The organism is Stenotrophomonas sp., from assembly GCF_035634915.1.
GTDB lineage: Bacteria > Pseudomonadota > Gammaproteobacteria > Xanthomonadales > Xanthomonadaceae > Stenotrophomonas.
Window position 1 is genome coordinate 100,172 of record NZ_DASQCB010000003.1, and the last position, 21,111, is coordinate 121,282.

At 67.3% G+C, this 21,111-nt stretch carries 17 protein-coding genes; 16 read left to right on the top strand and 1 reads right to left on the bottom strand.

The window, feature by feature from the left end; translation table 11 throughout:
• Position 1: 1 nt before the first annotated feature.
• The 14 genes from rsmH to lpxC all read left to right on the top strand — a co-directional run bounded on the left by rsmH (position 2) and on the right by lpxC (position 16,398).
• On the top strand, positions 2-985 hold the full coding sequence (gene rsmH / locus VER16_RS03495; RefSeq protein WP_324805487.1) for a 16S rRNA (cytosine(1402)-N(4))-methyltransferase RsmH: 984 nt from the start codon (positions 2-4) through the stop codon (positions 983-985).
• Entirely contained in the window at positions 982-1,245 is a 264-nt protein-coding gene (ftsL, locus tag VER16_RS03500) for a cell division protein FtsL (RefSeq protein WP_079220624.1), read from the top strand. The genes rsmH and ftsL overlap by 4 nt, the downstream gene beginning before the upstream one ends.
• The gene (locus tag VER16_RS03505; protein WP_324805488.1) at positions 1,242-3,089 is read left to right on the top strand and encodes a penicillin-binding protein 2; all 1,848 of its coding nucleotides are present in this window, start codon (positions 1,242-1,244) and stop codon (positions 3,087-3,089) included. The genes ftsL and VER16_RS03505 overlap by 4 nt, the downstream gene beginning before the upstream one ends.
• Positions 3,086-4,594, top strand: a complete 1,509-nt coding sequence (locus VER16_RS03510; RefSeq protein ID WP_324805489.1) for a UDP-N-acetylmuramoyl-L-alanyl-D-glutamate--2,6-diaminopimelate ligase — start codon at positions 3,086-3,088, stop codon at positions 4,592-4,594. The genes VER16_RS03505 and VER16_RS03510 overlap by 4 nt, the downstream gene beginning before the upstream one ends.
• Entirely contained in the window at positions 4,591-5,985 is a 1,395-nt protein-coding gene (locus VER16_RS03515; protein ID WP_324805490.1) for a UDP-N-acetylmuramoyl-tripeptide--D-alanyl-D-alanine ligase, read from the top strand. Before VER16_RS03510 ends, VER16_RS03515 begins: the two co-directional genes overlap by 4 nt.
• Positions 5,975-7,060, top strand: coding sequence for a phospho-N-acetylmuramoyl-pentapeptide-transferase (mraY, locus tag VER16_RS03520; RefSeq protein WP_079220628.1), 1,086 nt, complete (start codon positions 5,975-5,977; stop codon positions 7,058-7,060). The genes VER16_RS03515 and mraY overlap by 11 nt, the downstream gene beginning before the upstream one ends.
• Positions 7,061-7,062: 2 nt before the next feature.
• Entirely contained in the window at positions 7,063-8,382 is a 1,320-nt protein-coding gene (gene ftsW, locus VER16_RS03525) for a putative lipid II flippase FtsW (RefSeq protein WP_324805491.1), read from the top strand.
• Complete coding sequence (gene murG, locus VER16_RS03530; protein ID WP_324805492.1) at positions 8,379-9,479, top strand: undecaprenyldiphospho-muramoylpentapeptide beta-N-acetylglucosaminyltransferase; 1,101 nt, start codon at positions 8,379-8,381, stop codon at positions 9,477-9,479. The genes ftsW and murG overlap by 4 nt, the downstream gene beginning before the upstream one ends.
• Positions 9,480-9,519: 40 nt before the next feature.
• A complete protein-coding gene (gene murC / locus VER16_RS03535) occupies positions 9,520-10,956 on the top strand; it encodes a UDP-N-acetylmuramate--L-alanine ligase (RefSeq protein ID WP_324805493.1) in 1,437 nt (478 codons plus the stop codon).
• Complete coding sequence (locus VER16_RS03540; RefSeq protein ID WP_324805494.1) at positions 10,953-11,915, top strand: D-alanine--D-alanine ligase; 963 nt, start codon at positions 10,953-10,955, stop codon at positions 11,913-11,915. The genes murC and VER16_RS03540 overlap by 4 nt, the downstream gene beginning before the upstream one ends.
• Complete coding sequence (locus tag VER16_RS03545) at positions 11,912-12,661, top strand: cell division protein FtsQ/DivIB (protein ID WP_108767754.1); 750 nt, start codon at positions 11,912-11,914, stop codon at positions 12,659-12,661. Before VER16_RS03540 ends, VER16_RS03545 begins: the two co-directional genes overlap by 4 nt.
• Positions 12,658-13,893 (top strand): cell division protein FtsA, encoded by a 1,236-nt coding sequence (ftsA, locus tag VER16_RS03550; RefSeq protein WP_324805495.1) that lies wholly within the window; start codon positions 12,658-12,660, stop codon positions 13,891-13,893. Before VER16_RS03545 ends, ftsA begins: the two co-directional genes overlap by 4 nt.
• Before the next feature lie 169 nt (positions 13,894-14,062).
• The gene (ftsZ, locus tag VER16_RS03555) at positions 14,063-15,304 is read left to right on the top strand and encodes a cell division protein FtsZ (protein ID WP_324805496.1); all 1,242 of its coding nucleotides are present in this window, start codon (positions 14,063-14,065) and stop codon (positions 15,302-15,304) included.
• A 182-nt stretch (positions 15,305-15,486) separates the two neighbouring features.
• The gene (gene lpxC / locus VER16_RS03560) at positions 15,487-16,398 is read left to right on the top strand and encodes a UDP-3-O-acyl-N-acetylglucosamine deacetylase (RefSeq protein WP_079220636.1); all 912 of its coding nucleotides are present in this window, start codon (positions 15,487-15,489) and stop codon (positions 16,396-16,398) included.
• Positions 16,399-16,680: 282 nt separating this feature from the next.
• On the opposite strand, the gene VER16_RS03565 is transcribed toward lpxC, so the two are convergent.
• The gene (locus VER16_RS03565) at positions 16,681-17,130 is read right to left on the bottom strand and encodes a DUF721 domain-containing protein (RefSeq protein WP_324805497.1); all 450 of its coding nucleotides are present in this window, start codon (positions 17,128-17,130) and stop codon (positions 16,681-16,683) included.
• Positions 17,131-17,142: 12 nt separating this feature from the next.
• Here VER16_RS03565 and VER16_RS03570 point away from each other — a divergent pair, with 12 nt between their 5' ends.
• Positions 17,143-18,096, top strand: a complete 954-nt coding sequence (locus VER16_RS03570) for a M23 family metallopeptidase (RefSeq protein ID WP_108767756.1) — start codon at positions 17,143-17,145, stop codon at positions 18,094-18,096.
• Between the two features lie 264 nt (positions 18,097-18,360).
• Positions 18,361-21,093, top strand: a complete 2,733-nt coding sequence (gene secA / locus VER16_RS03575) for a preprotein translocase subunit SecA (protein WP_324805498.1) — start codon at positions 18,361-18,363, stop codon at positions 21,091-21,093.
• Positions 21,094-21,111 lie beyond the last annotated feature (18 nt).

Sequence of the window (21,111 nt, forward strand, 5' to 3'; positions counted from 1 at the left end):
GATGCGCCCAGAAGCGCAGACCGGTCACCTTCCGGTGTCGCAGTCGCCGGCGGTGCACCTGCCGGTCCTGTACACCCAGGTCATTGACGGCCTGAGGGTGATCGAAAACGGACGTTATCTGGATGGCACGTTCGGTCGTGGCGGTCATGCACGTGGCGTGCTCACCCAGTTGGGCCCGGAGGGGCGCCTGCTGGTCATGGACAAGGATCCGGAAGCCATCGCGGTAGCCGAGCGCGATTTCGCGCCGGACCCGCGCGTGTCCATTTTCCGTGGCAGCTTCGCCCAGCTGCTGCAGTGGGATGCGACGGCCGACGGCCTGGATGGCGTGCTGTTCGACCTTGGCGTGTCCTCGCCGCAGCTGGACGTGGCCGAGCGTGGTTTCAGCTTCGGCAAGGACGGCCCGCTGGACATGCGCATGGACCCGGACAGCGGCGAAAGCGCGGCGCAGTGGATCAACCGCGTCGAAGACCGCGAGATCGCCGACGTGCTGTGGACCTACGGCGAAGAGCGGCAGAGCCGCCGCATCGCCCGTGCCATCGTCGCCCGCCGCGAAAAGCAGCCCTTCACCCGCACTGCCGAACTGGCCGAGCTGATTAGCTCGGTGATGCCGCGCAGCAAGTCGGGATCCGATAAGAGCCGGATCCACCCGGCCACGCGCAGCTTCCAGGCCATCCGCATCCACATCAACCGCGAGCTGGCCGATCTGGAAGCCGGGCTCGATGCGGCCGTGGAACGGCTCAAGCCCGGCGGCCGGCTGGCGGTGATCAGCTTCCATTCGCTGGAAGACCGCATCGTCAAGCAGTACATGAACCGCCTGGCCAAGGCGCCGCCGGCCAACCGCCGCCTGCCCGAGGCCGTCGCGTTCGTACCGACCCTGGATCTGATCGGCGGTGCCATCAAGGCCACCGATGAAGAACTGGCCGCCAACCCGCGTGCCCGCAGCGCCGTGCTGCGCGTGGCCCAGAAGCGGGAGGCCGATGCATGAGCCGGCTGCTGCTGATCATCCTGTTGGCCTGCACCGTGGCCTCGGCGATCGGCGTCGTGTTCGTGCGTCACCGTCATCGGCAGACGTTCATCGAGCTGTCGCGTGCCGAGCGCACGCGCGATGACATCAACCTGGAATTCGGCCGCCTGCAGCTGGAACAGGCCACCCTGGCCGAAGCCAATCGCGTCGACCGCGTGGCCCGCGAGAAGCTGGGCATGAAGTTCCCCGAAGCCGCCGACGTGGTGGTGGTGCGCCCATGAGCAAGACCGGCCGCAACCGCCCGCGCAACGCCTTCAACCTGCGCCAGCGCCTGCGCTGGGTTGCCCTGGCGCTCGGCCTGTGCTCGGTCTCGCTGGTTGGCCGCGCGGCCTACGTGCAGATCATCAACAGCGATTTCTACCAGCGCCAGGGTGAGGCACGTTACCTGCGCGAGCTGCCGATCAAGACCTCGCGCGGCATGATCACCGACCGCAACGGCGAGCCGCTGGCGGTGTCGACCCCGGTGGCCTCGATCTGGGTGAACCCGCAGGATCTGCTGCGTGCGCCGGACCGCATCCCCGAGCTGGCCCAGGCCATCGGCATGTCGGTGGACGAGCTGAGCAGCCGCCTGTCGCAGAAGTCGGACAAGGAATTCATGTACCTGCGCCGCCGGATCAATCCGGACGATGCAGAAAAGGTGGTCGCGCTGAAGATTCCGGGCGTGGCCGCGCAGCGCGAGTTCCGCCGCTTCTACCCGCAGGGTGAGGCGATGGCGCACGTGCTGGGCTTCACCAACATCGACGACCGCGGCCAGGAAGGGCTGGAGCTGGCCTTCGACGAATGGCTGCGCGGCAAGGCCGGTGCCAAGCGGGTGATCCGCAACCGCAAGGGCGAGACGGTGGAGAGCGATCTGCTGCGCGCCGCCGAGCCGGGCAAGGACCTGACCCTCAGCATCGACCGCCGCATCCAGTACCTGGCCTTCAAGGAACTGCGCAACGCGCTGGTGGCCAACAAGGCGGCCGGCGGTTCGATGGTCATCATGGACGTGGCCACGGGCGAAATCCTGGCCATGGTCAACCTGCCGACCTACAACCCGAATTCGCTCAACGGTGCAGTGCCGGACACGCGCCGCAACCGCGCCGTGACCGACCTGGTCGAGCCGGGTTCGACGATGAAGCCGCTGACCATCGCCACCGCGCTGCAGTCCGGCGCGGTGACCAAGGACACCATCATCGATACCAACCCGGGTTACATGCAGGTGGCCCGCTTCACCATCCGCGACGTGCCGCGCAACAACGGCGTGCTCAACGTCACCGGCGTGATCACCCGCAGCTCGAACATCGGCGCGGCCAAGATCGCGGCGAAGATGACCGACCAGACCTTCTATGACGGCGTGCGCCGCTTCGGCTACGGCTCGGTGCCGCACAGTGGCTTCCCCGGTGAATCCGGCGGCGTGGTGCGCCGCCCGGGCAACTGGGATGGCGCCACCAAGACCACCATGTCCTACGGCTACGGCCTGAACGTGACGCCGCTGCAGATTGCCACCGCCTATTCGGCGCTGGCCAACGGCGGCAAGCTGATCGCCCCGACCTTCGTGAAGGGCCAGCGCAACGAAGGCAAGCAGATCATCGATGAAAGCGTCGCCAAGCAGGTCGTGGCGATGATGGAAACGGTGGTGACTCAGGGCGGCGCCAAGCAGGCGGCGGTGCTGGGTTACCACGTGGCCGGCAAGACCGGCACGGCGCGCAAGGCCGGCCCGGGTGGTTACGAGCGTGGCCACTACAACTCGCTGTTTGCCGGCGTGGTGCCGGCTACCAACCCGCGCTTTGCCACGGTCATCGTCATCAACGATCCGCAGGGCGGCAAGTTCTACGGCGGTCTGGTCTCGGCGCCGGTGTACCACAACGTGATGGAAGGCACCCTGCGCCTGATGGACGTCCCGCTGGACGACCTGCAGTCGTGGCTGGCCGCCCAGCAGTCAGGAAAGATGGGGCATTCGGCCTCCGTCCTGCCGGCGCCGCCGGCCGAGGCCGCGCTGCCGGCCGATGCCGCCGCCGAATTCGATGCCGCGCTGCCCAGCGCGCAGAACCATGTGCCGGCCCCGCCCGTGGGAGGCACGCAATGAGTCCTTCGATGTTGCTTTCGCAGTTGCTTCCGGACGTTGCCCTGGCGGGCAACGATCCCGTTCTGACCGGTCTGGTGCTGGACAGCCGTGCCGTGCGCCCTGGCAATGCCTTCGTCGCCATCGCCGGGTTCGGCGCACATGGCCTGGGCTTTGTCGAACAGGCGCGCGCGGCCGGTGCCAGCGCCATCCTGTTCGAGCCGCCGGCCCCGGCCGAGCTGCCGGCCCCGGCTGATGCCATCGCCGTGCCTGGCCTGCGCGCACGCCTGGGCGCGATGGCCGACCAGTTCCATGGCGCGCCGTCGCGTGCGATGACGATGGTGGGCGTGACCGGCACCAACGGCAAAACCTCCACCGTGCAGCTGCTGGCCCAGGCCTGGCACCTGCTCGGTACGCCCAGTGGCAGTATCGGCACGCTGGGCGCCGGACTTTATGGTGCGGTGGAGCCGACCGGCTTCACCACCCCGCTGGTGCTGCAGATGCATGCGCTGCTGGCGCAGCTGCGCGATGACGGCGCGCGTGCAGTGGCGATGGAAGTCAGCTCGCACGCGCTGGACCAGGGCCGCGTGGATGCCGTGCACTACGACGTGGCGGTGTTCACCAACCTCACCCGCGACCATCTGGATTACCACGGCGACATGGCCAGCTACGGGGCGGCCAAGGCACGCCTGTTCCACCGCCCGGGCCTGAAGGCGGCGGTGGTGAACCTGGACGATGCCTTCGGTCGCGAACTGTTCGCCGCGCTGCCGGCCGGCGTGCAGGCCATCGGCCTGACCTCGCGCGGCGCCGCTGATGCCAGCGTGCGCGCCGAAGGCCTGCAGCTGGACGGCCGTGGCATCGGCTTCGAACTGGTCATCGACGGTGAGCGTGCGGCGGTGCAGTCGCCGCTGCTGGGCCGTTTCAATGTGGACAACCTGCTGGCCGTGGCCGGCAGCCTGCGTGCCCTGGGCGAACCGGTCAAGCGCATCGCCGGCGTGCTGTCGGCATTGCAGCCGATCCGCGGCCGCATGAACCGCCTGGGCGGCGAAGACGGCCTGCCCACCGTGGTGGTCGACTACGCACACACCCCGGATGCGCTGGAACAGGCGCTTGAAAGCCTGCACGGCCACCTGCAGGGCACGCTGTACTGCGTGTTCGGCTGTGGTGGCGAGCGCGATACCGGCAAGCGTCCGCAGATGGCCGCCATCGCCGAGCGCCTGGCCAACCAGGTCATCGTCACCGACGACAATCCGCGCGGCGAAGACGGCGACGTGATCGTGGCCGACATCCTGGCGGGCTTCACCGATGCCTCGGCCGTGACCGTGCAGCGCAGCCGCGCGCGTGCGATCGGCCTGGCAGTGAAGCGTGCTGGCGCTGGCGACATCATCCTGATTGCTGGCAAGGGCCATGAGCCCTACCAGGAAGTCAACGGCGTGCGCCACGACTTCGACGACACCGAAGTGTCGGCTGCCGCGCTGGCCGCCAAGGCCGGTGTTCTGGCCGCACAGGCAGGGGAGGGCATCGCATGAAGCGCACCCTGCTTTCGCTGATCGCGCACTGGGCCGGTGGCGAGATCCACGGCGACGACGTGGCCATCGATGCGGTCAGCAATGACACCCGCAGCCTGGGCAACGGCAGCCTGTACGTGGCCCTGCGCGGCGAGCGTTTCGACGGTCATGATTTCGCCGCCGATGCGCAGGCCCGTGGCGCCAGCGCGCTGCTGGTCGAACGCCTGCTGCCGCTGGACGTGCCGCAGGTGCTGGTAGCCGACAGCGAGCTGGCCCTGGCCCGCATCGCCGCCGGCATGCAGCGCGACCGCGGCACCGAGGTGTTCGCGATCACCGGCAGCAACGGCAAGACCAGCGTGAAGAGCCTGCTGCTGTCGATCCTGCAGCACGTGGCCGCACACGCCCACAAGGTGGTCTACGCCAACCCGGGCAACCGCAACAACGAGATCGGCCTGCCGCTGGCGGTGATCGATGCGCCGGAGGATGCCGACTACGCCGTCTACGAGATGGGCGCCGGCAAGCCGGGCGACATCGCCTACCTGACCGACATCGCCCGCCCGCGCCATGCGCTGGTCAACAACATCGCCCCGGCGCACCTGGAACGCATGGGCAGCCTGCTCGGCGTGGCGGTGACCAAGGGCGCGATCTATGCCGCGCTGCCGGCCGATGGCGTGGCCGTCATCAATGTCGACGATGCCTACGGCCGCTGGTTTGAACAGCATTTCGTCGGTACCCCGGCGCGCTGCCGTGTGCTGCGCTACGGCCTGGACCACAGCGCCGACGTCACCGCGCGCGACATCCGCGCAGGCGCGCAGGGCAGCCAGTTCACCCTGGTCGCGCCGCAGGGCGAAGCCCGCGTGGTACTGGGCCTGCCGGGCCGCCACAACGTGAGCAACGCCCTGGCCGCCGCCAGCCTGGCGCTGGGTGCCGGCATCGACCTGGCCCTGGTGGCTGCCGGCCTGGCCGCTGCGCAGCCGGTGCCTGGCCGCCAGATCGCCCACCAGCTGCACAACGGTGCGGTGCTGGTGGATGACAGCTACAACGCCAACCCGGGTTCGCTGGCCGCTGCCATCGATGCCCTGGCCGCCGCCCCGGAAGAGGGCTGGCTGGTGCTGGGCGACATGCGCGAGCTGGGCCCGGACGCCGAAGCGCTGCACGCGCAGGCCGGCCTGCGCGCGCGTGCGGCCGGCCTCAAGCGACTGTATGCGCTGGGCCCGCTCAGTGCCGCCGCTGCCACCGCGTTCGGCGAAGGTGGCCGCCATTTCGCCACCCATGATGCGCTGTCACAGGCGCTGCAGGACGAGTTGCACGCTGGTGTGCGCTGCCTGGTCAAGGGTTCCCGTGGCAGTGCCATGGACCTGATCGTCAAAGCGCTGCTGGCGCAAGGAGAGGAATCCCCGCATGTTGTATGAACTGGCTCGATGGTTGCAGCAGTTGGAGAGCCTGTTCGGGCTGTTCAACTACCAGACGTTCCGCGCCATCCTTGCCGCGCTGACGGCCCTGTTCCTGTCGCTGTGGCTCGGCCCGGCGGTGATCCGCCGTCTTGCCCAGTTCAAGGGCGGCCAGCCGATCCGCACCGACGGCCCGCAGACCCACTTCGTCAAGGCCGGCACGCCCACCATGGGCGGTTCGCTGATCCTGCTCACCGTCACCCTGTCGGTGCTGATGTGGGCCGACCTGCGCAACCGCTACGTGTGGCTGGTGCTGGCCGTGATGCTGTGCTTCGGCGCCATCGGCTGGTACGACGACTGGATCAAGATCGTGCGCCGCGACCCGAACGGCCTGGCCTCGCGCTGGAAGTACCTGCTGCAGTCGATCTTCGGCCTGGCCGCGGGCATCTTCCTGCTGCAGACCGCCGACGTGCCGGCCGCGCTGACCTTCTACATCCCGATGTTCAAGTCGATTGCCCTGCCGCTGGCCGGCATCAGCTTCGTGGCCATCGCCTATTTCTGGATCGTCGGCTTCTCCAATGCGGTCAACCTGACCGACGGCCTCGACGGCCTGGCGATCATGCCCACCGTGCTGGTCGCCTGCGGCCTGGGCGTATTCGCCTATGCGTCGGGCAACGTGGTGTTCGCCAACTACCTGCAGATCCCGCAGATCCCCGGTGCCGGTGAACTGGTCATCATCTGCGCGGCCATTGCCGGTGCAGGCCTGGGCTTCCTGTGGTTCAACACCTACCCGGCCATGGTCTTCATGGGCGACATCGGCGCCCTGGCGCTGGGCGCGGTGCTGGGCACGATCGCAGTGATTACCCGCCAGGAGCTGGTGCTGGTGATCATGGGCGGCGTGTTCGTCATCGAAACGCTGTCGGTGATGATCCAGGTCGCCTCGTTCAAGCTGACCGGCAAGCGCGTGTTCCGCATGGCGCCGATCCACCACCACTTCGAGCTGAAGGGCTGGCCGGAGCCGCGCGTGATCGTGCGCTTCTGGATCATCTCGGTCGTGCTCGTGCTGATCGGCCTTGCCACCCTGAAGGTGCGCTGAGAATGAACGACCTGTCCCGCCAGGCAACACGCCTCGAAGCCATCGAAGGCAGCTACGACAAGTGGCTGCTGGGCGCGATCATCGCGCTCACGGGCATTGGCGTGGTGATGGTGGCGTCCAGCTCGATCGCTCTGATGAGCAGCCCGTTCTACTACCTCAACCGCCACCTGGTCTTCCTGGCGGTGGGCATCGTGCTGGCGGTCATCGCCGCCCGCACCGAGCTGAAGTCGATCGAGCAGTACAACCAGATCCTGCTGCTGGGCTGCTTCGTGCTGCTGCTGGCGGTGTTCATGCCGGGCCTGGGCAGCACGGTCAATGGCGCCCGCCGCTGGATCAACCTGGGCATTTCCAAGTTCCAGACGGTCGAAGCGGTGAAGGTGCTCTACATCGTCTGGCTGTCCAGCTACCTGGTGCGTTTCCGCGACGAGGTCAATGCGACCTGGCCGGCAATGCTCAAGCCGCTGGGCGTGGCCGGTGCGCTGGTCGTGCTGCTGCTGCTGCAGCCCGACTTCGGTTCGTCCACCCTGCTGCTGGCGATCACCGCCGGCATGCTGGTACTGGGCGGGGTGAACATGCCGCGCATGTCGATGCCGGTGATCATCGGCCTGGTCGGCATGAGCGCGCTGGCGATCATCGAGCCGTACCGCATGCGCCGCATCACCTCCTTCCTCGACCCGTGGGCCGACCAGCAGGGCGACGGCTACCAGCTGTCCAACGCGCTGATGGCCGTGGGCCGCGGCGAGTGGACCGGCGTGGGCCTGGGCAACTCGGTGCAGAAGCTGTACTACCTGCCCGAAGCGCATACCGACTTCATCTTCTCGGTCACCGCCGAGGAATTCGGCTTCCTGGGCACCTGCACCATCGTCGCCCTGTACGCGCTGCTGGTGGGCCGCACCTTCTGGCTGGGCATGCGCTGCGTGGAAATGAAGCGCCACTTCTCCGGCTACATCGCCTTCGGCATCGGCCTGTGGATCAGCATGCAGACCTTTGTTTCCATCGGCGTGAACCTGGGCATCCTGCCGACCAAGGGCCTGACCCTGCCGCTGATTTCCTCGGGTGGCTCGTCGGTGCTGATGACCTGCGTGGCGATGGGCCTGTTGCTGCGCGTGTCCTATGAGCTGAAGCGCGCCGAGCGCCGCCAGGCTGTGCGTATCGGTGGCGGCGACGAGGTCGCGGGTGCGCCCGTGGCTGAACCGGCTGCCCCGGCTGCTGCCAGCGCGTCCATGCACAGCGAACCGGTGGCGGCGGCCGCGCCTGCCGCTGCCCGCGGCACCAGCCGCCTGCAGTCGCGCATCGAACCGACGTTCGGGAGGCTGTCATGAGCACGGTCTCCACCACCGCAAACAGCAGCGCCCGCCCGGTGATGATCCTGGCCGGCGGCACCGGCGGCCACATCTTCCCCGGCCTGGCCGTGGCCCGCGTGCTGCGCCAGCGCGGCGTGCCGGTCACCTGGATGGGCGCCGACGGCGCGATGGAAACCCGCCTGGTGCCGCAGCACGACATTCCGATCGACACCCTGGCCATCACCGGCCTGCGTGGCAAGGGCAAGCTGGCCCTGCTGGGCGCGCCGTGGCGGCTGATGCGCGCGCTGCGCGCGGCTGGCATGATCATCCGCAAGCGCCAGCCGCGTGCGGTGGTCGCCTTCGGTGGCTTTGCCTCCGGGCCGGGCGGCATGGCCACGCGCCTGCACGGCCTGCCACTGCTGGTGCACGAGCAGAACCGCGCGCCGGGCATGACCAACCGTATCCTCTCGCGCTATGCGCGCCGCCTGCTGACCGGTTTCCCGGGCACCTTCGCCCAAGGCGAGGAATTCGTCGGCAACCCGGTGCGCGCGGACATCGCCGCCATCGCACCGCCGGAACAGCGCTTTGCCGATCGCCAGGGGCCGCTGCGGCTGCTGGTTGTGGGCGGCAGCCAGGGCGCGCGCGCACTCAATACCGGCGTGCCGCAGGCCATTGCCGCATTGGCGGGCAGCGTGCAGGTACAGGTGCGCCACCAGAGCGGCGAAAAGCTGCATGGTGAAGCCGTGCAGGCCTATGCCGAGGCCGGCGTGCAGGCTGAAATCACCCCGTTCATCGCCGACATGGCCGATGCCTTCGCCTGGGCCGACCTGGTGGTGTGCCGCGCCGGCGCGTCCACCCTGGCCGAGCTGTGCGCGGTCGGCGTGGGCAGTGTGCTGGTGCCATTCCCCGCCGCCGTCGACGATCACCAGACCCGCAATGCGGAGTATCTGGTCGAGCGCGGCGCGGCCGTGTTGCTGAAGCAGGATGGAACGCTGGCCGACGGCATTGCCGCACTGCTGCGCGAACTGTCCGAAAATCCCGCCCGCCGCATGCAGATGGCGCAAGCCGCGCGTGCCCTGGCCAAGGTCGATGCCGCCGAGCGCATCGCCGATATCATTCTTGAGGAAGCAGTATGAAGAAGGCCTGCCATAGCGCCTGCCACGCGCGAGGCCGCGCATGATCCGCCGCCTGCATGACACCAACGACCTGGTGCGCGCGTTCCCGCGCGTGCATTTCGTCGGCATCGGCGGCACCGGCATGAGCGGTATCGCCGAAGTGATGCTGACGCTGGGCTATGAAGTGTCCGGTTCGGACAACGCCGACAACGCGGCCACCCGCCGCCTGGCTGGCCTGGGTGCGCGCATCATGCGTGGCCACTCGGCCGCCAACGTGCTCGGCACCGATTGTGTGGTGGTGTCCAGCGCCATCCGCGAAGACAACCCGGAATTGATGGAAGCGCGCAGCCAGCGCATTCCGATCATGCCGCGTGCGGCGATGCTGGCCGAGCTGATGCGCTTCCGTCGTGGCATCGCCGTGGCCGGCACGCACGGCAAGACCACCACCACCAGCCTGACCGCGGCGGTGCTGAGCGAGGGCGACCTGGACCCGACCTTCGTGATCGGTGGCCAGCTGCTGGCAGCCGGTGCCAACGCCAAGCTGGGCGGTGGGCAGTGGCTGGTGGCCGAGGCCGACGAAAGCGATGGCAGCTTCCTGCGCCTGAACCCGCTGATGTCGATCATCACGAACATCGATGCCGACCACCTGGAAAACTACGGCAACGACTTCGCCCGCGTGCAGGCGGCCTTCGCCGAGTTCCTGCAGCGCCTGCCGTTCTACGGCCTGGCGGTGCTGTGCATCGACGACCCGGAAGTGGCCGCGCTGGCGGCCAAGACCCCGCGCCACGTGATGAGCTACGGCATGAGCCCGCAGGCCGACGTGCGGGCCGAGAACGTGGTGCAGGAAGGTTCGCGCATGCGCTTCACCCTGCGCCTGCCGCAGGGCACCAGCCAGGAAGTGGTGCTGGCCCTGCCGGGCAAGCACAACGTGCTGAACGCACTGGCCGCAGCGGCGGTGGGCTGGCAGCTGGGCGTGGCCCCGGATGCCATCGCACGCGCACTGGAAAGTTTTGCCGGCGTCGGCCGCCGCTTCAACGATCTGGGCGAAGTGACCACCGCCAGTGGCGCCAAGGTCCGCATCATCGACGACTACGGCCATCACCCCAGCGAGCTGGAGGCGGTGTTCGCCGCTGCCCGTGGTGGCTGGACCGACAAGCGCCTGGTGGTGGCCTTCCAGCCGCACCGCTACAGCCGTACCCGTGACCAGTTCGACAAGTTCGCGGCGGTGCTGTCCAGCGTCGATGCGCTGGTGCTGAGCGAGGTCTACCCGGCCGGCGAGGAGCCGATTGCCGGTGCCGATTCGCACGCGCTGGCCCGTGCCATCCGTGCGCGCGGCCGCAGCGAGCCGGTGGTGGTGGGCAAGGCCGCCGAGCTGGCCAGCGTGCTGCCGGACGTGCTGCAGGACGGTGACCTGCTGCTGATGATGGGGGCCGGCGACATCGGCGCCGTTGCCAGCCAGATCGCCGTGGAAGGTTTCAAGGTGGAGGGCCAGGCGTGAGCACGCTGACCTTCCCGCCGCTGCGCGCTACCGATCCGGCCGTGTTCGGCCGCGTCGCGGTGCTGCTCGGCGGCAGCTCCAGCGAACGCGAGGTGTCGCTGGATTCGGGCCGCAACGTGCTGCAGGCCCTGCAGTCGCGCGGCGTCGATGCGTTCGCCGTGGATGGCATTCCGGCGCTGGCCAGGGCGCTGGCCGCTGGCGGCGTCGACCGCGTGTTCAACATCCTGCACGGCCACAACGGTGGCGGTGAGGACGGCATCGTGCAGGGGCTGATGGCGGCCTTCGGCGTGCCGTACACCGGTTCGGACGTGCTGGGCTCGGCACTGAGCATGGACAAGATCCGCACCAAGCAGGTGTGGCTGTCGCTGGGCCTGCCGACCCCGCAGTACAGGAAGGTGACCGCGGAAAACGTGCACGCCAACGCGGCCGAACTCGGCCTGCCGGTGGTGGTCAAGCCGGCCAACGAAGGGTCCAGCGTGGGCATCAGCCGGGTGACCGACGATGCCGGCCTGGACGAAGCGGTGGCCCTGGCCGCGCGCTACGACGGCCAGCTGCTGATGGAACAGATGGTGGTGGGCGACGAACTGACCGTGGCCATCCTCGGCGATGTCGCGCTGCCGTCGATCCGCATCGTGCCCAAGGGCCAGTGGTACGACTACAACGCCAAGTACATCGCCGAGGACACCCAGTACCTGTGCCCGGGCCTGGACGGTGCCGACGAGGAAGAAATCCGCCGCATCGCCCTGGCCGCGTTCCGCGCCGCCGGCTGCCGTGGCTGGGGCCGCGTGGACGTGATGCGTGACCGCGCCAGCGGCCGCTTCTTCCTGCTGGAAGTGAACACTGCGCCGGGCATGACCAGCCACTCGCTGGTGCCCAAGGCCGCAGCGCAGGCCGGCATCGGTTTCGAGGAACTGGTGTGGCGCGTGCTGGAACAGACCCTGGAGGCATCGCACGCATGAACGCGGTGCTGCGCATCTTCGTCTGGCTGTTGGCCCTGTCGGTGGTTGCACTGCCGGTGGTGGCCGTGGTCAATGGCTGGGTCGGCGCCGAGCGCTGGCCGCTGGCGAAGCTGCGCGTGCACGGTGAGTTCAAGCGGGTGCCGCCGGAACAGCTGCAGCAGGTGCTGCTGCCGTACGCCCATGCCGGCTTCTTCGCGGTCAAGCTGCAGGACGCGCAGGACGCGCTGGAAAAGCTGCCGTGGGTGGAAAGCGCGCAGGTGCGCAAGCAGTGGCCGGACGTGCTGGAAGTGACCCTGGTCGAGCACAAGCCGTTCGCGCGCTGGGGCGAAGGCCGCCTGCTTTCCGAGCAGGGCAAGCTGTTCCCCACGCCGAAGAAGCTGGCCGATCTGCAGCTGCCCGAGCTCGATGGCCCGGACAGCCAGACCGAAGAAGTGGTGAAGCTGTACAACGATGCGCGCGCGCTGTTCGCACCGGCCGGTGTGGACGTGCGCCGCCTGACCATGGATGCGCGCGGCAGCTGGTCGCTGCTGCTGAGCAATGGCACCGAAGTGGTGGTCGGCCGTGACGATGCCCGCTCGCGCCTGCAGCGCTTCGTGCGCGTGCTGCCGCAGCTGGCCAACCAGGCCGCGCCGATCGAGCGCGCCGACCTCCGATACACCAATGGTTTCACCCTGAGCTGGGGAACGCCGGCCACGCCGGCCGGCGCACCCGCGACCCCGGCCAGACGAACGCAGGAAAGGACATGAATCGCAAGGGTGACAAATCGCTGATCGTCGGCCTGGATATCGGCACCTCCAAGGTGGTGGCGCTGGTGGGCGAGTATTCGCCGGGCAACCCGATCGAAGTGATCGGCATCGGCTCGCACGAATCGCGCGGTCTCAAGCGCGGCGTGGTCGTGGACATCGAATCCACCGTACAGTCGATCCAGCGTGCGGTGGAAGAGGCCGAGCTGATGGCCGGCTGCGAGATCCGCTCGGTGTACGCCTCCATTTCCGGCAACCACGTGCAGTGCAAGAACTCGCCGGGCATCGTCCCGATCCGCGACGGCGAAGTGACCTGGGGTGACCTGGATCGCGTGCTGGATGCGGCCAAGGCCGTGGCCATCCCGGCCGACCAGAAGATCCTGCATGCGATCCCGCGCGAATACGTGCTGGATGATTCGCAGGAAGGCATCCGCAACCCGGTCGGCATGACCGGCGTGCGCCTGGAAGTGCATGCCCACCTGGTGGTCTGCGCACAGTCCGCTGCGGCCAACATCAGCAAGTGCGTGCAGCGCTGCGGCCTGCAGGTGGACGACCTGGTGCTGTCCTCGCTGGCCTCCAGCGTGGCGGTGCTGACCGCCGACGAAAAGGAACTGGGCGTGGTGCTGGTGGACATGGGCGCTGGCACCACCGATATCGCGGTGTTCGTCCAGGGTGCGATCTGCCACACCGCCTCGCTGCCGATCGCCGGCGACCACGTGACCAACGACATCGCGCACATGCTGCGCACGCCGACCCCGGAAGCCGAGCAGATCAAGGTGCGCTATGCCTGCGCCCTGGCCCAGCTGGCCACCGCCGAGGAAAGCATCCAGGTGCCCTCGGTGGGCGACCGTCCGCCGCGCCGCATGCCGCGCCATTCGCTGGCGCAGGCGGTGCAGGGCCGTTACGAGGAAATCTTCGAGATGGTGCAGGCCGAACTGCGCCGTTCCGGTTTCGAGGAACTGGTGCGCGCCGGCCTGGTGCTGACCGGTGGCGCCTCGAAGATGGAAGGCGTGGTCGAGCTGGCCGAGGAAATGCTGCAGATGCCGGTGCGCGTGGGCATTCCGCAGCACGTCGTCGGCCTCGGCGAAGTGGTCGGCAACCCGGTGCATGCCACCGGCGTCGGCCTGCTGCTGATGGGCAGCCAGAACGAGCACCCGCGCCGTCCGTCGCTGCCGACCGGGCGCGCAGGCAGCATGTTCAAGAAATTGAAGACCTGGTTCCGCGGCGAGTTCTGACGCGCAACCTGCATCACCCGGGCCCGCCCGGTTGCACTACCGGCAACACAACGCAACAGAGCAACAGAGCAACACACAACCCACACAGCCGCATCGGCAACATGACGCGAAAAGGCAGGACGCCCGAACGCCCATGCCACCGACAAGCGGATACAACGAGGACACGGACATGGCGCATTTTGAACTGATCGAAAAGATGGCACCCAATGCGGTGATCAAGGTGGTTGGCGTGGGCGGCGGCGGCGGCAATGCCGTGGCGCACATGGTCAACTCGGCAGTGGATGGCGTGGAATTCATCACCGCCAACACCGACTCGCAGGCCATCAAGAATTGCGGTGCCAAGCTGCAGCTGCAGCTGGGTACCAACGTGACCAAGGGCCTGGGCGCAGGCGCGAACCCGGAAGTCGGCCGCCAGGCCGCGCTGGAAGACCGTGAGCGCATCATGGACGCCCTGCAGGGCGCGGACATGGTGTTCATCACCGCCGGCATGGGCGGCGGCACCGGCACCGGCGCTGCACCGGTGGTGGCACAGCTGGCCAAGGAGATGGGCATCCTGACCGTGGCCGTGGTCACCAAGCCGTTCCCGTTCGAAGGCCGTCGCCGCATGCAGGTCGCGCTGAAGGGCATCGAAGAGCTGAGCCAGCACTGCGACTCGCTGATCACCATCCCGAATGAAAAGCTGATCACCGTGCTGGGCCGCAACGCGACCATGATCCAGGCCTTCCGTGCCGCCAACGACGTGCTGCAGGGCGCCGTGCAGGGCATCGCCGATCTGATCGTGCGTCCGGGCCTGATCAACGTCGACTTCGCCGACGTGCGCACCGTCATGTCCGAAATGGGCCTGGCGATGATGGGTACCGGCACCGCCCGTGGCGATGACCGCGCCCAGGCCGCCGCCGAAGCCGCCATCCAGAACCCGCTGCTGGACGATGTGAACCTGGCCGGTGCCAACGGCATCCTGGTCAACATCACCGCCGGTGCCGACTTCACCATGGCCGAGTTCGACGAGATCGGCCGCACCATCGATGGCTTCGCATCGGAAGATGCCACCGTGGTGGTGGGTACCGTGCTCGACCCGGACATGCAGGACGAAGTGCGCGTGACCGTGGTGGCCACCGGCCTGAACCGCGTGTCGGCCAGCAAGAGCCAGCGTCCGGGCGAACGCGCGCCGATCAAGCTGGTGCGCAACGCGACCACCGGCCAGCCGGAATTCGGCGACTTCGACAACGGTGGCGACGCGGTGTCCAAGGCCGTCGGCGGCATGGGCATGGGCCTGGGCCTGCGCCGTGCCAGCAGCGACAGCGTGGCCGCGTCGACCCCGTCGGCGCCGGCTTCCTCGGCCCCGGCCGCGGCTGAACTGCCCAACGATTACCTGGACATCCCGGCGTTCCTGCGCCGCCAGGCGGACTAAGGGAGCTGCCCGGGGCTTGTCCCCCCCGGGTTGCGCCACCATGTCCTGAAAATGCAGGCGCCGGGCCAGGATGGGCCCGGCTGCCTTGCTTCATGCGTGTCCCACCGGCAGCCGCGACGGGCTTTCAGCCGGGGTATGGGGCCCTGCGTGTTAATCTAGTGTGTCACTTCCGGTCTGCCCCCATGATCCAGCAACGCACCCTCAAGAACACGATCCGCGCCACCGGCGTTGGCCTGCACAGCGGTGACAAGGTCTACATGACCCTGCGCCCGGCACCGGTCAACCATGGCATCGTGTTCCGGCGCGTGGACCTGGACCCGGTGGTGGAAGTGCCGGCCAAGGCCGAACTGGTCACCGAAGTGACCCTGTGCACCGGCCTGACCTGCAACGACGCCAAGATCCAGACCGTCGAACACCTGATGTCGGCACTGGCCGGCCTGGGTGTGGACAACATCATCGTCGAACTGTCCTCGGCCGAGCTGCCGATCATGGACGGTTCGTCCGGCCCGTTCGTGTTCCTGCTGCAGTCGGCGGGCATCGTGGAACAGGATGCGCCCAAGCGCTTCATCCGCGTGCTGAAGACCGTGGAAGTGACCGAGGGCGACAAGGTCGCCCGCTTCACCCCGTACGAAGGGTACAAGCTTGGCTTCACCATCCAGTTTGACCACCCGATGATCCCGGCCAAGCAGTCGCGCCAGGAAATCGAGTTCTCGACGATGGCCTACACCAAGGAAATCTCCCGCGCGCGCACCTTTGGTTTCATGCGCGACCTGGAGTACATGCGCGAGCGCAACCTGGGCCTGGGCGGTTCGATGGACAACGCCATCGTGCTGGACGAGTTCCGCGTGCTCAACGAAGACGGCCTGCGCTACGCCGACGAATTCGTGCGCCACAAGATCCTTGACGCGATCGGCGATCTGTACCTGGCCGGTGGCCAGGTGCTGGGTGCCTATGAGGGCTTCAAGTCCGGTCACGCACTCAACAACAAGCTGGTGCGGGCGCTGATGGCCGATGCCACCGCCTGGGAATGGGTGACCTATGAGTCGCCGACCGCCGAAGATCCGGTGGTGTACGCGGTGCCGGCCTACGCCTGATCGCTGCAAACTGTTGAAATAACAAAAGAAAACGCCGCCTCTCAGGGCGGCGTTGTCGTTTCATGGCGTCGTTGGCTGAATGGCGCAGCGCGTAAAGCGACGGTCGGTTGCGGATCACGGTTTTGTGAACCTGACCGCTTTGAAGCCTGAATATAACGATTATTTAACAACAATCTAACGACTCGACCACTCAGGGCGGCTAGGATGCGACCCGGCCCCCGAACATTTCACGCAGCGGTGATGTGTATTTGACGGGGTTCGGAGCTGGATGCTCCGTTGTCCTCAGGACCCTTGCTTCGGTTTCACCGGGGCATCCTGCAGGGCCGCCAAGGCGTCGCGTAGCCCTTTGTGCGTGGCGGCTGAAACTGCGTGGGGGCCATTCCGGTTGTCGTGCGCTGGGGAGCGCGTGGGAGTGGATGACGCAGTCTTGATGGTCACCCTGGTGGCCTTCAGCCCGATGGACCGGGCCGCGTCGAGCAACTGGGCTTCGGCAAGCCGCAACTTGGCATGCCAGACCGGTGATTCGACGAGAAAAACGAGGTGTTCCCCGTCCACATTGGCCAGCCGGCAACGGTTGCGCAACGCGGGCGGTAACTGGGGGCGCAACTGACGGTCCAGCGCATCGAGCCACAGGGCACGACGCAGAGGGTTCCCGCTTTTGTCCGCCATCACTGCATCCAGTGCCGGTTTCGGCCTGGATGCGGGACGAACGCTGGATTTCGGCTCAGACATGAAAACTCACTGATGGCATTCAAAAAGATCGTAATCAAAACGCGTGAAGGGCAGGCCAAATCGCCGATCGCGCGTCTGCGGTTCTATTTCGAGGACCGCCCCCGTGCCCTGCTGGGCAGCGTGCTCGGGGTAGGCTGCATTATCGGCCTTGCCGGCGGCATTGGCGCCAGTGCGCTCAATGATTCGCGCCTGCAGGCCAAGGTCGACCGCCAGGAAGCCGAGCTGGCCAAGGTCCAGCGCGATGCGCAGACCCAGGTCAATGCGCTGGCCGCCCGCCTGGGCGAGCTGCAGGCACAGGCCACCCGCCTGAACGCCTTGGGCGAACGGCTGACCCAGATGGGCAAGCTGGAGGACGGCGAGTTCGACTTCAACGAGACCCCCGGCCTGGGTGACGGCGATGCCGGCGGTCCGACCTCGGACATCCCGGTGAAGGACGTCAACGCCGACTTACAGGTGCTGGAGCAGCGCTTTGCTGCTTCAGGCCGCCAGTTGTCGGTGATGGAATCGCTGATGTTCGACCACCAGCTGCAGCAGAACGCCGTGCCTTCGCGCATGCCGATCCGCAACAGCTACGTGACCTCCGGCTTCGGCACCCGTGCCGACCCGTTCGGCCGCGGTGCCGCCACCCACAAGGGCATGGATTTCCACGCCAAGGTGGGCGACCCGGTGATGTCCGTCGCCGATGGCGTGGTCAGCTTCTCCGGCGTGAAGGGCGGCTACGGCAACGTGGTCGACGTCGACCATGGCAACGGCTACGTGACCCGCTACGCGCACAATTCGCGCCTGGTGGTGAAGGTCGGTGACCTGGTCCGTGCCGGCCAGGAAGTGGCCAAGGCCGGTTCCACCGGCCGCTCGACCGGTGCCCACGTGCACTTCGAGGTCTGGGAAAACGGCAACGTGGTCAACCCGCGCAAGTTCCTCGGCGACGGCGGTAACACCCCGGTCGGCCGCATCAGCCGCGGCTGAACCCGGTTGGGGGTAGCGCGGGGCCATGCCCCGCGAGCGCGCAGCGCGGTGAACCTATGGAGACCGCCGGGCATGGCCCGGCGCTACCGGTTTGCCAAATCCGGGACGATTGCGGCCGGATCAGCGCTTGAAACCCCTCGCGGCCGTCCCAAGCTACAATGGGTGTTGCCATCGACAGGGCGCCAGGCGCCCTGTTTCGTTTGCGGCGGACGGATCCCCGGGGGGGAGGCCGGGCCGCTGTGTCCATCCAACCCGGTTCCTTCAATGATCAACAGCCTGCTTACCCGCGTATTTGGCAGTCGTAATGAACGACAGCTGCGCCAGCTCAACCGCATCGTCGCCAAGATCAATGCGCTGGAGCCGGAGATCGAGAAGCTTTCCGACGAGCAGCTGCAGGCCAAGACGCCGGAGTTCAAGCAGCGCATCGCCGGTGGTGAAGCCCTGGACAAGGTGTTGCCGGAAGCGTTCGCGGTCTGCCGCGAAGCCGGCCGCCGCGTGCTGGGCATGCGCCACTACGACGTGCAGCTGATCGGCGGCATGGTGCTTCACCTGGGCAAGATCGCAGAAATGCGCACCGGTGAAGGCAAGACCCTGGTCGCGACCCTGCCGGTGTACCTCAACGCGCTGGAAGGCAAGGGCGTGCACGTGGTCACCGTGAACGACTACCTGGCCCGCCGCGACGCCGCCCAGATGGGCAAGCTGTACAACTGGCTGGGCCTGAGCGTGGGCGTGGTCTACCCGGGCATGCCGCACAGCGACAAGCGCGAAGCGTATGCCTCGGACATCACCTACGGCACCAACAACGAGTTCGGTTTCGACTACCTGCGCGACAACATGGCGCTGTCCAAGGCCGACCGCTACCAGCGCGGCCTGCACTACGCCATCGTCGACGAAGTCGACTCCATCCTGATCGACGAAGCGCGTACCCCGCTGATCATCTCCGGCCCGGCCGACGATTCCCCGGAGCTGTACATCCGCGTCAACCGCGTCGTGCCGAACCTGGTCAAGCAGGAATCGGAAGACGGCGAGGGCGACTTCTGGGTCGATGAGAAGGGCAAGCAGGTGCACCTGTCCGAAGCAGGCATGGAGCACGCCGAGCAGCTGCTGGTGGACGCCGGCATCCTCGACGGCGAGACCGAAGGCCTGTACGCGCCGCAGAACCTGACCGTGGTCCACCACCTCAACGCCGCCCTGCGCGCGCACGCCATCTACCAGCGTGACGTGGATTACATCGTGCGCGACGGCGAAGTGGTCATCGTCGACGAATTCACCGGTCGTACCCTGGCCGGCCGCCGCTGGTCCGACGGCCTGCACCAGGCGGTGGAAGCGAAGGAAGGCGTGCCGGTCCAGCGCGAGAACCAGACGCTGGCCAGCATCACCTTCCAGAACCTGTTCCGCATGTACAAGAAGCTGTCCGGCATGACCGGTACGGCCGATACCGAAGCGTTCGAATTCCAGAGCATCTACGGCCTGGAAGTGGTGGTCATCCCGACCAACCGCCCGACCATCCGCAAGGACAGCCCGGACCAGGTGTTCCTCAACCGCAAGGGCAAGTTCAATGCGGTGCTGGCCGACATCGAAGAGTGCGCCAAGCGTGGCCAGCCGGTGCTGGTGGGTACCACCTCGATCGAAACCTCGGAAATGCTGTCCGAGCACCTGGCCAAGGCCGGCGTGAAGCACGAAGTGCTCAACGCCAAGCAGCACGACCGCGAAGCGACCATCGTCGCCAACGCCGGTCGTCCGGCTGCGGTGACCATCGCCACCAACATGGCCGGCCGCGGTACCGACATCGTGCTGGGCGGTTCGCTGGAAGCGGAAATCCACGAGCTGGGCGAGGGCGCGACCGACGAGCAGAAGGCTGCGGTCAAGGCCGAATGGCAGAAGCGCCATGACGCGGTGAAGGCCGCCGGCGGCCTGCACATCGTCGGCACCGAACGCCACGAATCGCGCCGTATCGACAACCAGCTGCGTGGCCGTTCCGGCCGCCAGGGTGACCCGGGTTCGTCCCGCTTCTACCTGTCGCTGGAAGACAACCTGATGCGCATCTTCGCCTCCGACTGGGTGCAGAAGGCCATGCGCATGATGGGCATGAAGGAAGACGACGTCATCGAAGACCGCCTGGTCAGCCGCCAGATCGAGAAGGCGCAGCGCAAGGTCGAGGCCCACAACTTCGACATCCGCAAGAACCTGCTGGACTTCGACGACGTCAACAACGACCAGCGCAAGGTGATCTACGCCCAGCGCGACGAGCTGCTGGACGCCGAATCGGTGAAGGACAACGTCGATGGCATCCGCGACGACGTCATCTTCGATGTGGTCGCCCGCTTCGTGCCGCCGAACTCGGTGGACGAGCAGTGGGACCTGCGTGGCCTGGAGGCGACCCTGGAGTCGGACTTCGGCCTGCAGATGTCGCTGGTGGACATGGTCAAGTCGCACGAGGAGCTGGATGCCGAAGGCATCGCGGCCAAGGTGCAGGAGCGCATCAACCAGCACTTCGCCGAGAAGGAAGCCGGCGTGGGCGAGGAAACCATGCGTGCGCTGGAAAAGCACGTGATGCTGACCGTGCTCGACCAGAGCTGGAAGGAACACCTGGCCCGCATGGACTACCTGCGCCAGGGCATCTACCTGCGTGGTTACGCGCAGAAGCAGCCCAAGCAGGAGTACAAGAAGGAAGCGTTCGAGCTGTTCTCGGACATGCTGGAAAACGTCAAGCGCGAAGTGGTGACCCTGCTCTCGCGCGTGCGCATCCGCAGCGACGAGGAAGTGCAGGCGCTGGAAGCGGCCGAGCGCCAGCAGGTGGAAGCCCGCCTGAGCCAGTCGCAGTTCCAGCACCAGGACGCCGGCAGCTACAGCGCCGACGAGGAAGCGGCGCAGGTGGAGGCCGCCCAGCAGGGCGTGGCACAGCTGCAGCGTGACGAGCCGAAGATCGGCCGCAACGATCCGTGCCCCTGCGGCAGTGGCAAGAAGTACAAGCACTGCCACGGCCAGCTGAGCTGACCCCAGGAAGCCCCGCGA

Excerpts from the sequence above, each read along its gene's own strand:
- secA (WP_324805498.1), top strand. The coding sequence starts at position 18,361 with ATGATCAACAGCCTGCTTACCCGCGTATTTGGCAGTCGTAATGAACGA.
- murC (WP_324805493.1), top strand. The coding sequence starts at position 9,520 with ATGATCCGCCGCCTGCATGACACCAACGACCTGGTGCGCGCGTTCCCG.
- rsmH (WP_324805487.1), top strand. The coding sequence starts at position 2 with ATGCGCCCAGAAGCGCAGACCGGTCACCTTCCGGTGTCGCAGTCGCCG.
- VER16_RS03505 (WP_324805488.1), top strand. The coding sequence starts at position 1,242 with ATGAGCAAGACCGGCCGCAACCGCCCGCGCAACGCCTTCAACCTGCGC.
- VER16_RS03515 (WP_324805490.1), top strand. The coding sequence starts at position 4,591 with ATGAAGCGCACCCTGCTTTCGCTGATCGCGCACTGGGCCGGTGGCGAG.
- lpxC (WP_079220636.1), top strand. The coding sequence starts at position 15,487 with ATGATCCAGCAACGCACCCTCAAGAACACGATCCGCGCCACCGGCGTT.
- murG (WP_324805492.1), top strand. The coding sequence starts at position 8,379 with ATGAGCACGGTCTCCACCACCGCAAACAGCAGCGCCCGCCCGGTGATG.
- ftsZ (WP_324805496.1), top strand. The coding sequence starts at position 14,063 with ATGGCGCATTTTGAACTGATCGAAAAGATGGCACCCAATGCGGTGATC.
- ftsW (WP_324805491.1), top strand. The coding sequence starts at position 7,063 with ATGAACGACCTGTCCCGCCAGGCAACACGCCTCGAAGCCATCGAAGGC.
- ftsA (WP_324805495.1), top strand. The coding sequence starts at position 12,658 with ATGAATCGCAAGGGTGACAAATCGCTGATCGTCGGCCTGGATATCGGC.
- mraY (WP_079220628.1), top strand. The coding sequence starts at position 5,975 with ATGTTGTATGAACTGGCTCGATGGTTGCAGCAGTTGGAGAGCCTGTTC.
- VER16_RS03510 (WP_324805489.1), top strand. The coding sequence starts at position 3,086 with ATGAGTCCTTCGATGTTGCTTTCGCAGTTGCTTCCGGACGTTGCCCTG.
- VER16_RS03570 (WP_108767756.1), top strand. The coding sequence starts at position 17,143 with ATGGCATTCAAAAAGATCGTAATCAAAACGCGTGAAGGGCAGGCCAAA.
- ftsL (WP_079220624.1), top strand. The coding sequence starts at position 982 with ATGAGCCGGCTGCTGCTGATCATCCTGTTGGCCTGCACCGTGGCCTCG.
- VER16_RS03545 (WP_108767754.1), top strand. The coding sequence starts at position 11,912 with ATGAACGCGGTGCTGCGCATCTTCGTCTGGCTGTTGGCCCTGTCGGTG.
- VER16_RS03565 (WP_324805497.1), bottom strand. The coding sequence starts at position 17,130 with ATGTCTGAGCCGAAATCCAGCGTTCGTCCCGCATCCAGGCCGAAACCG.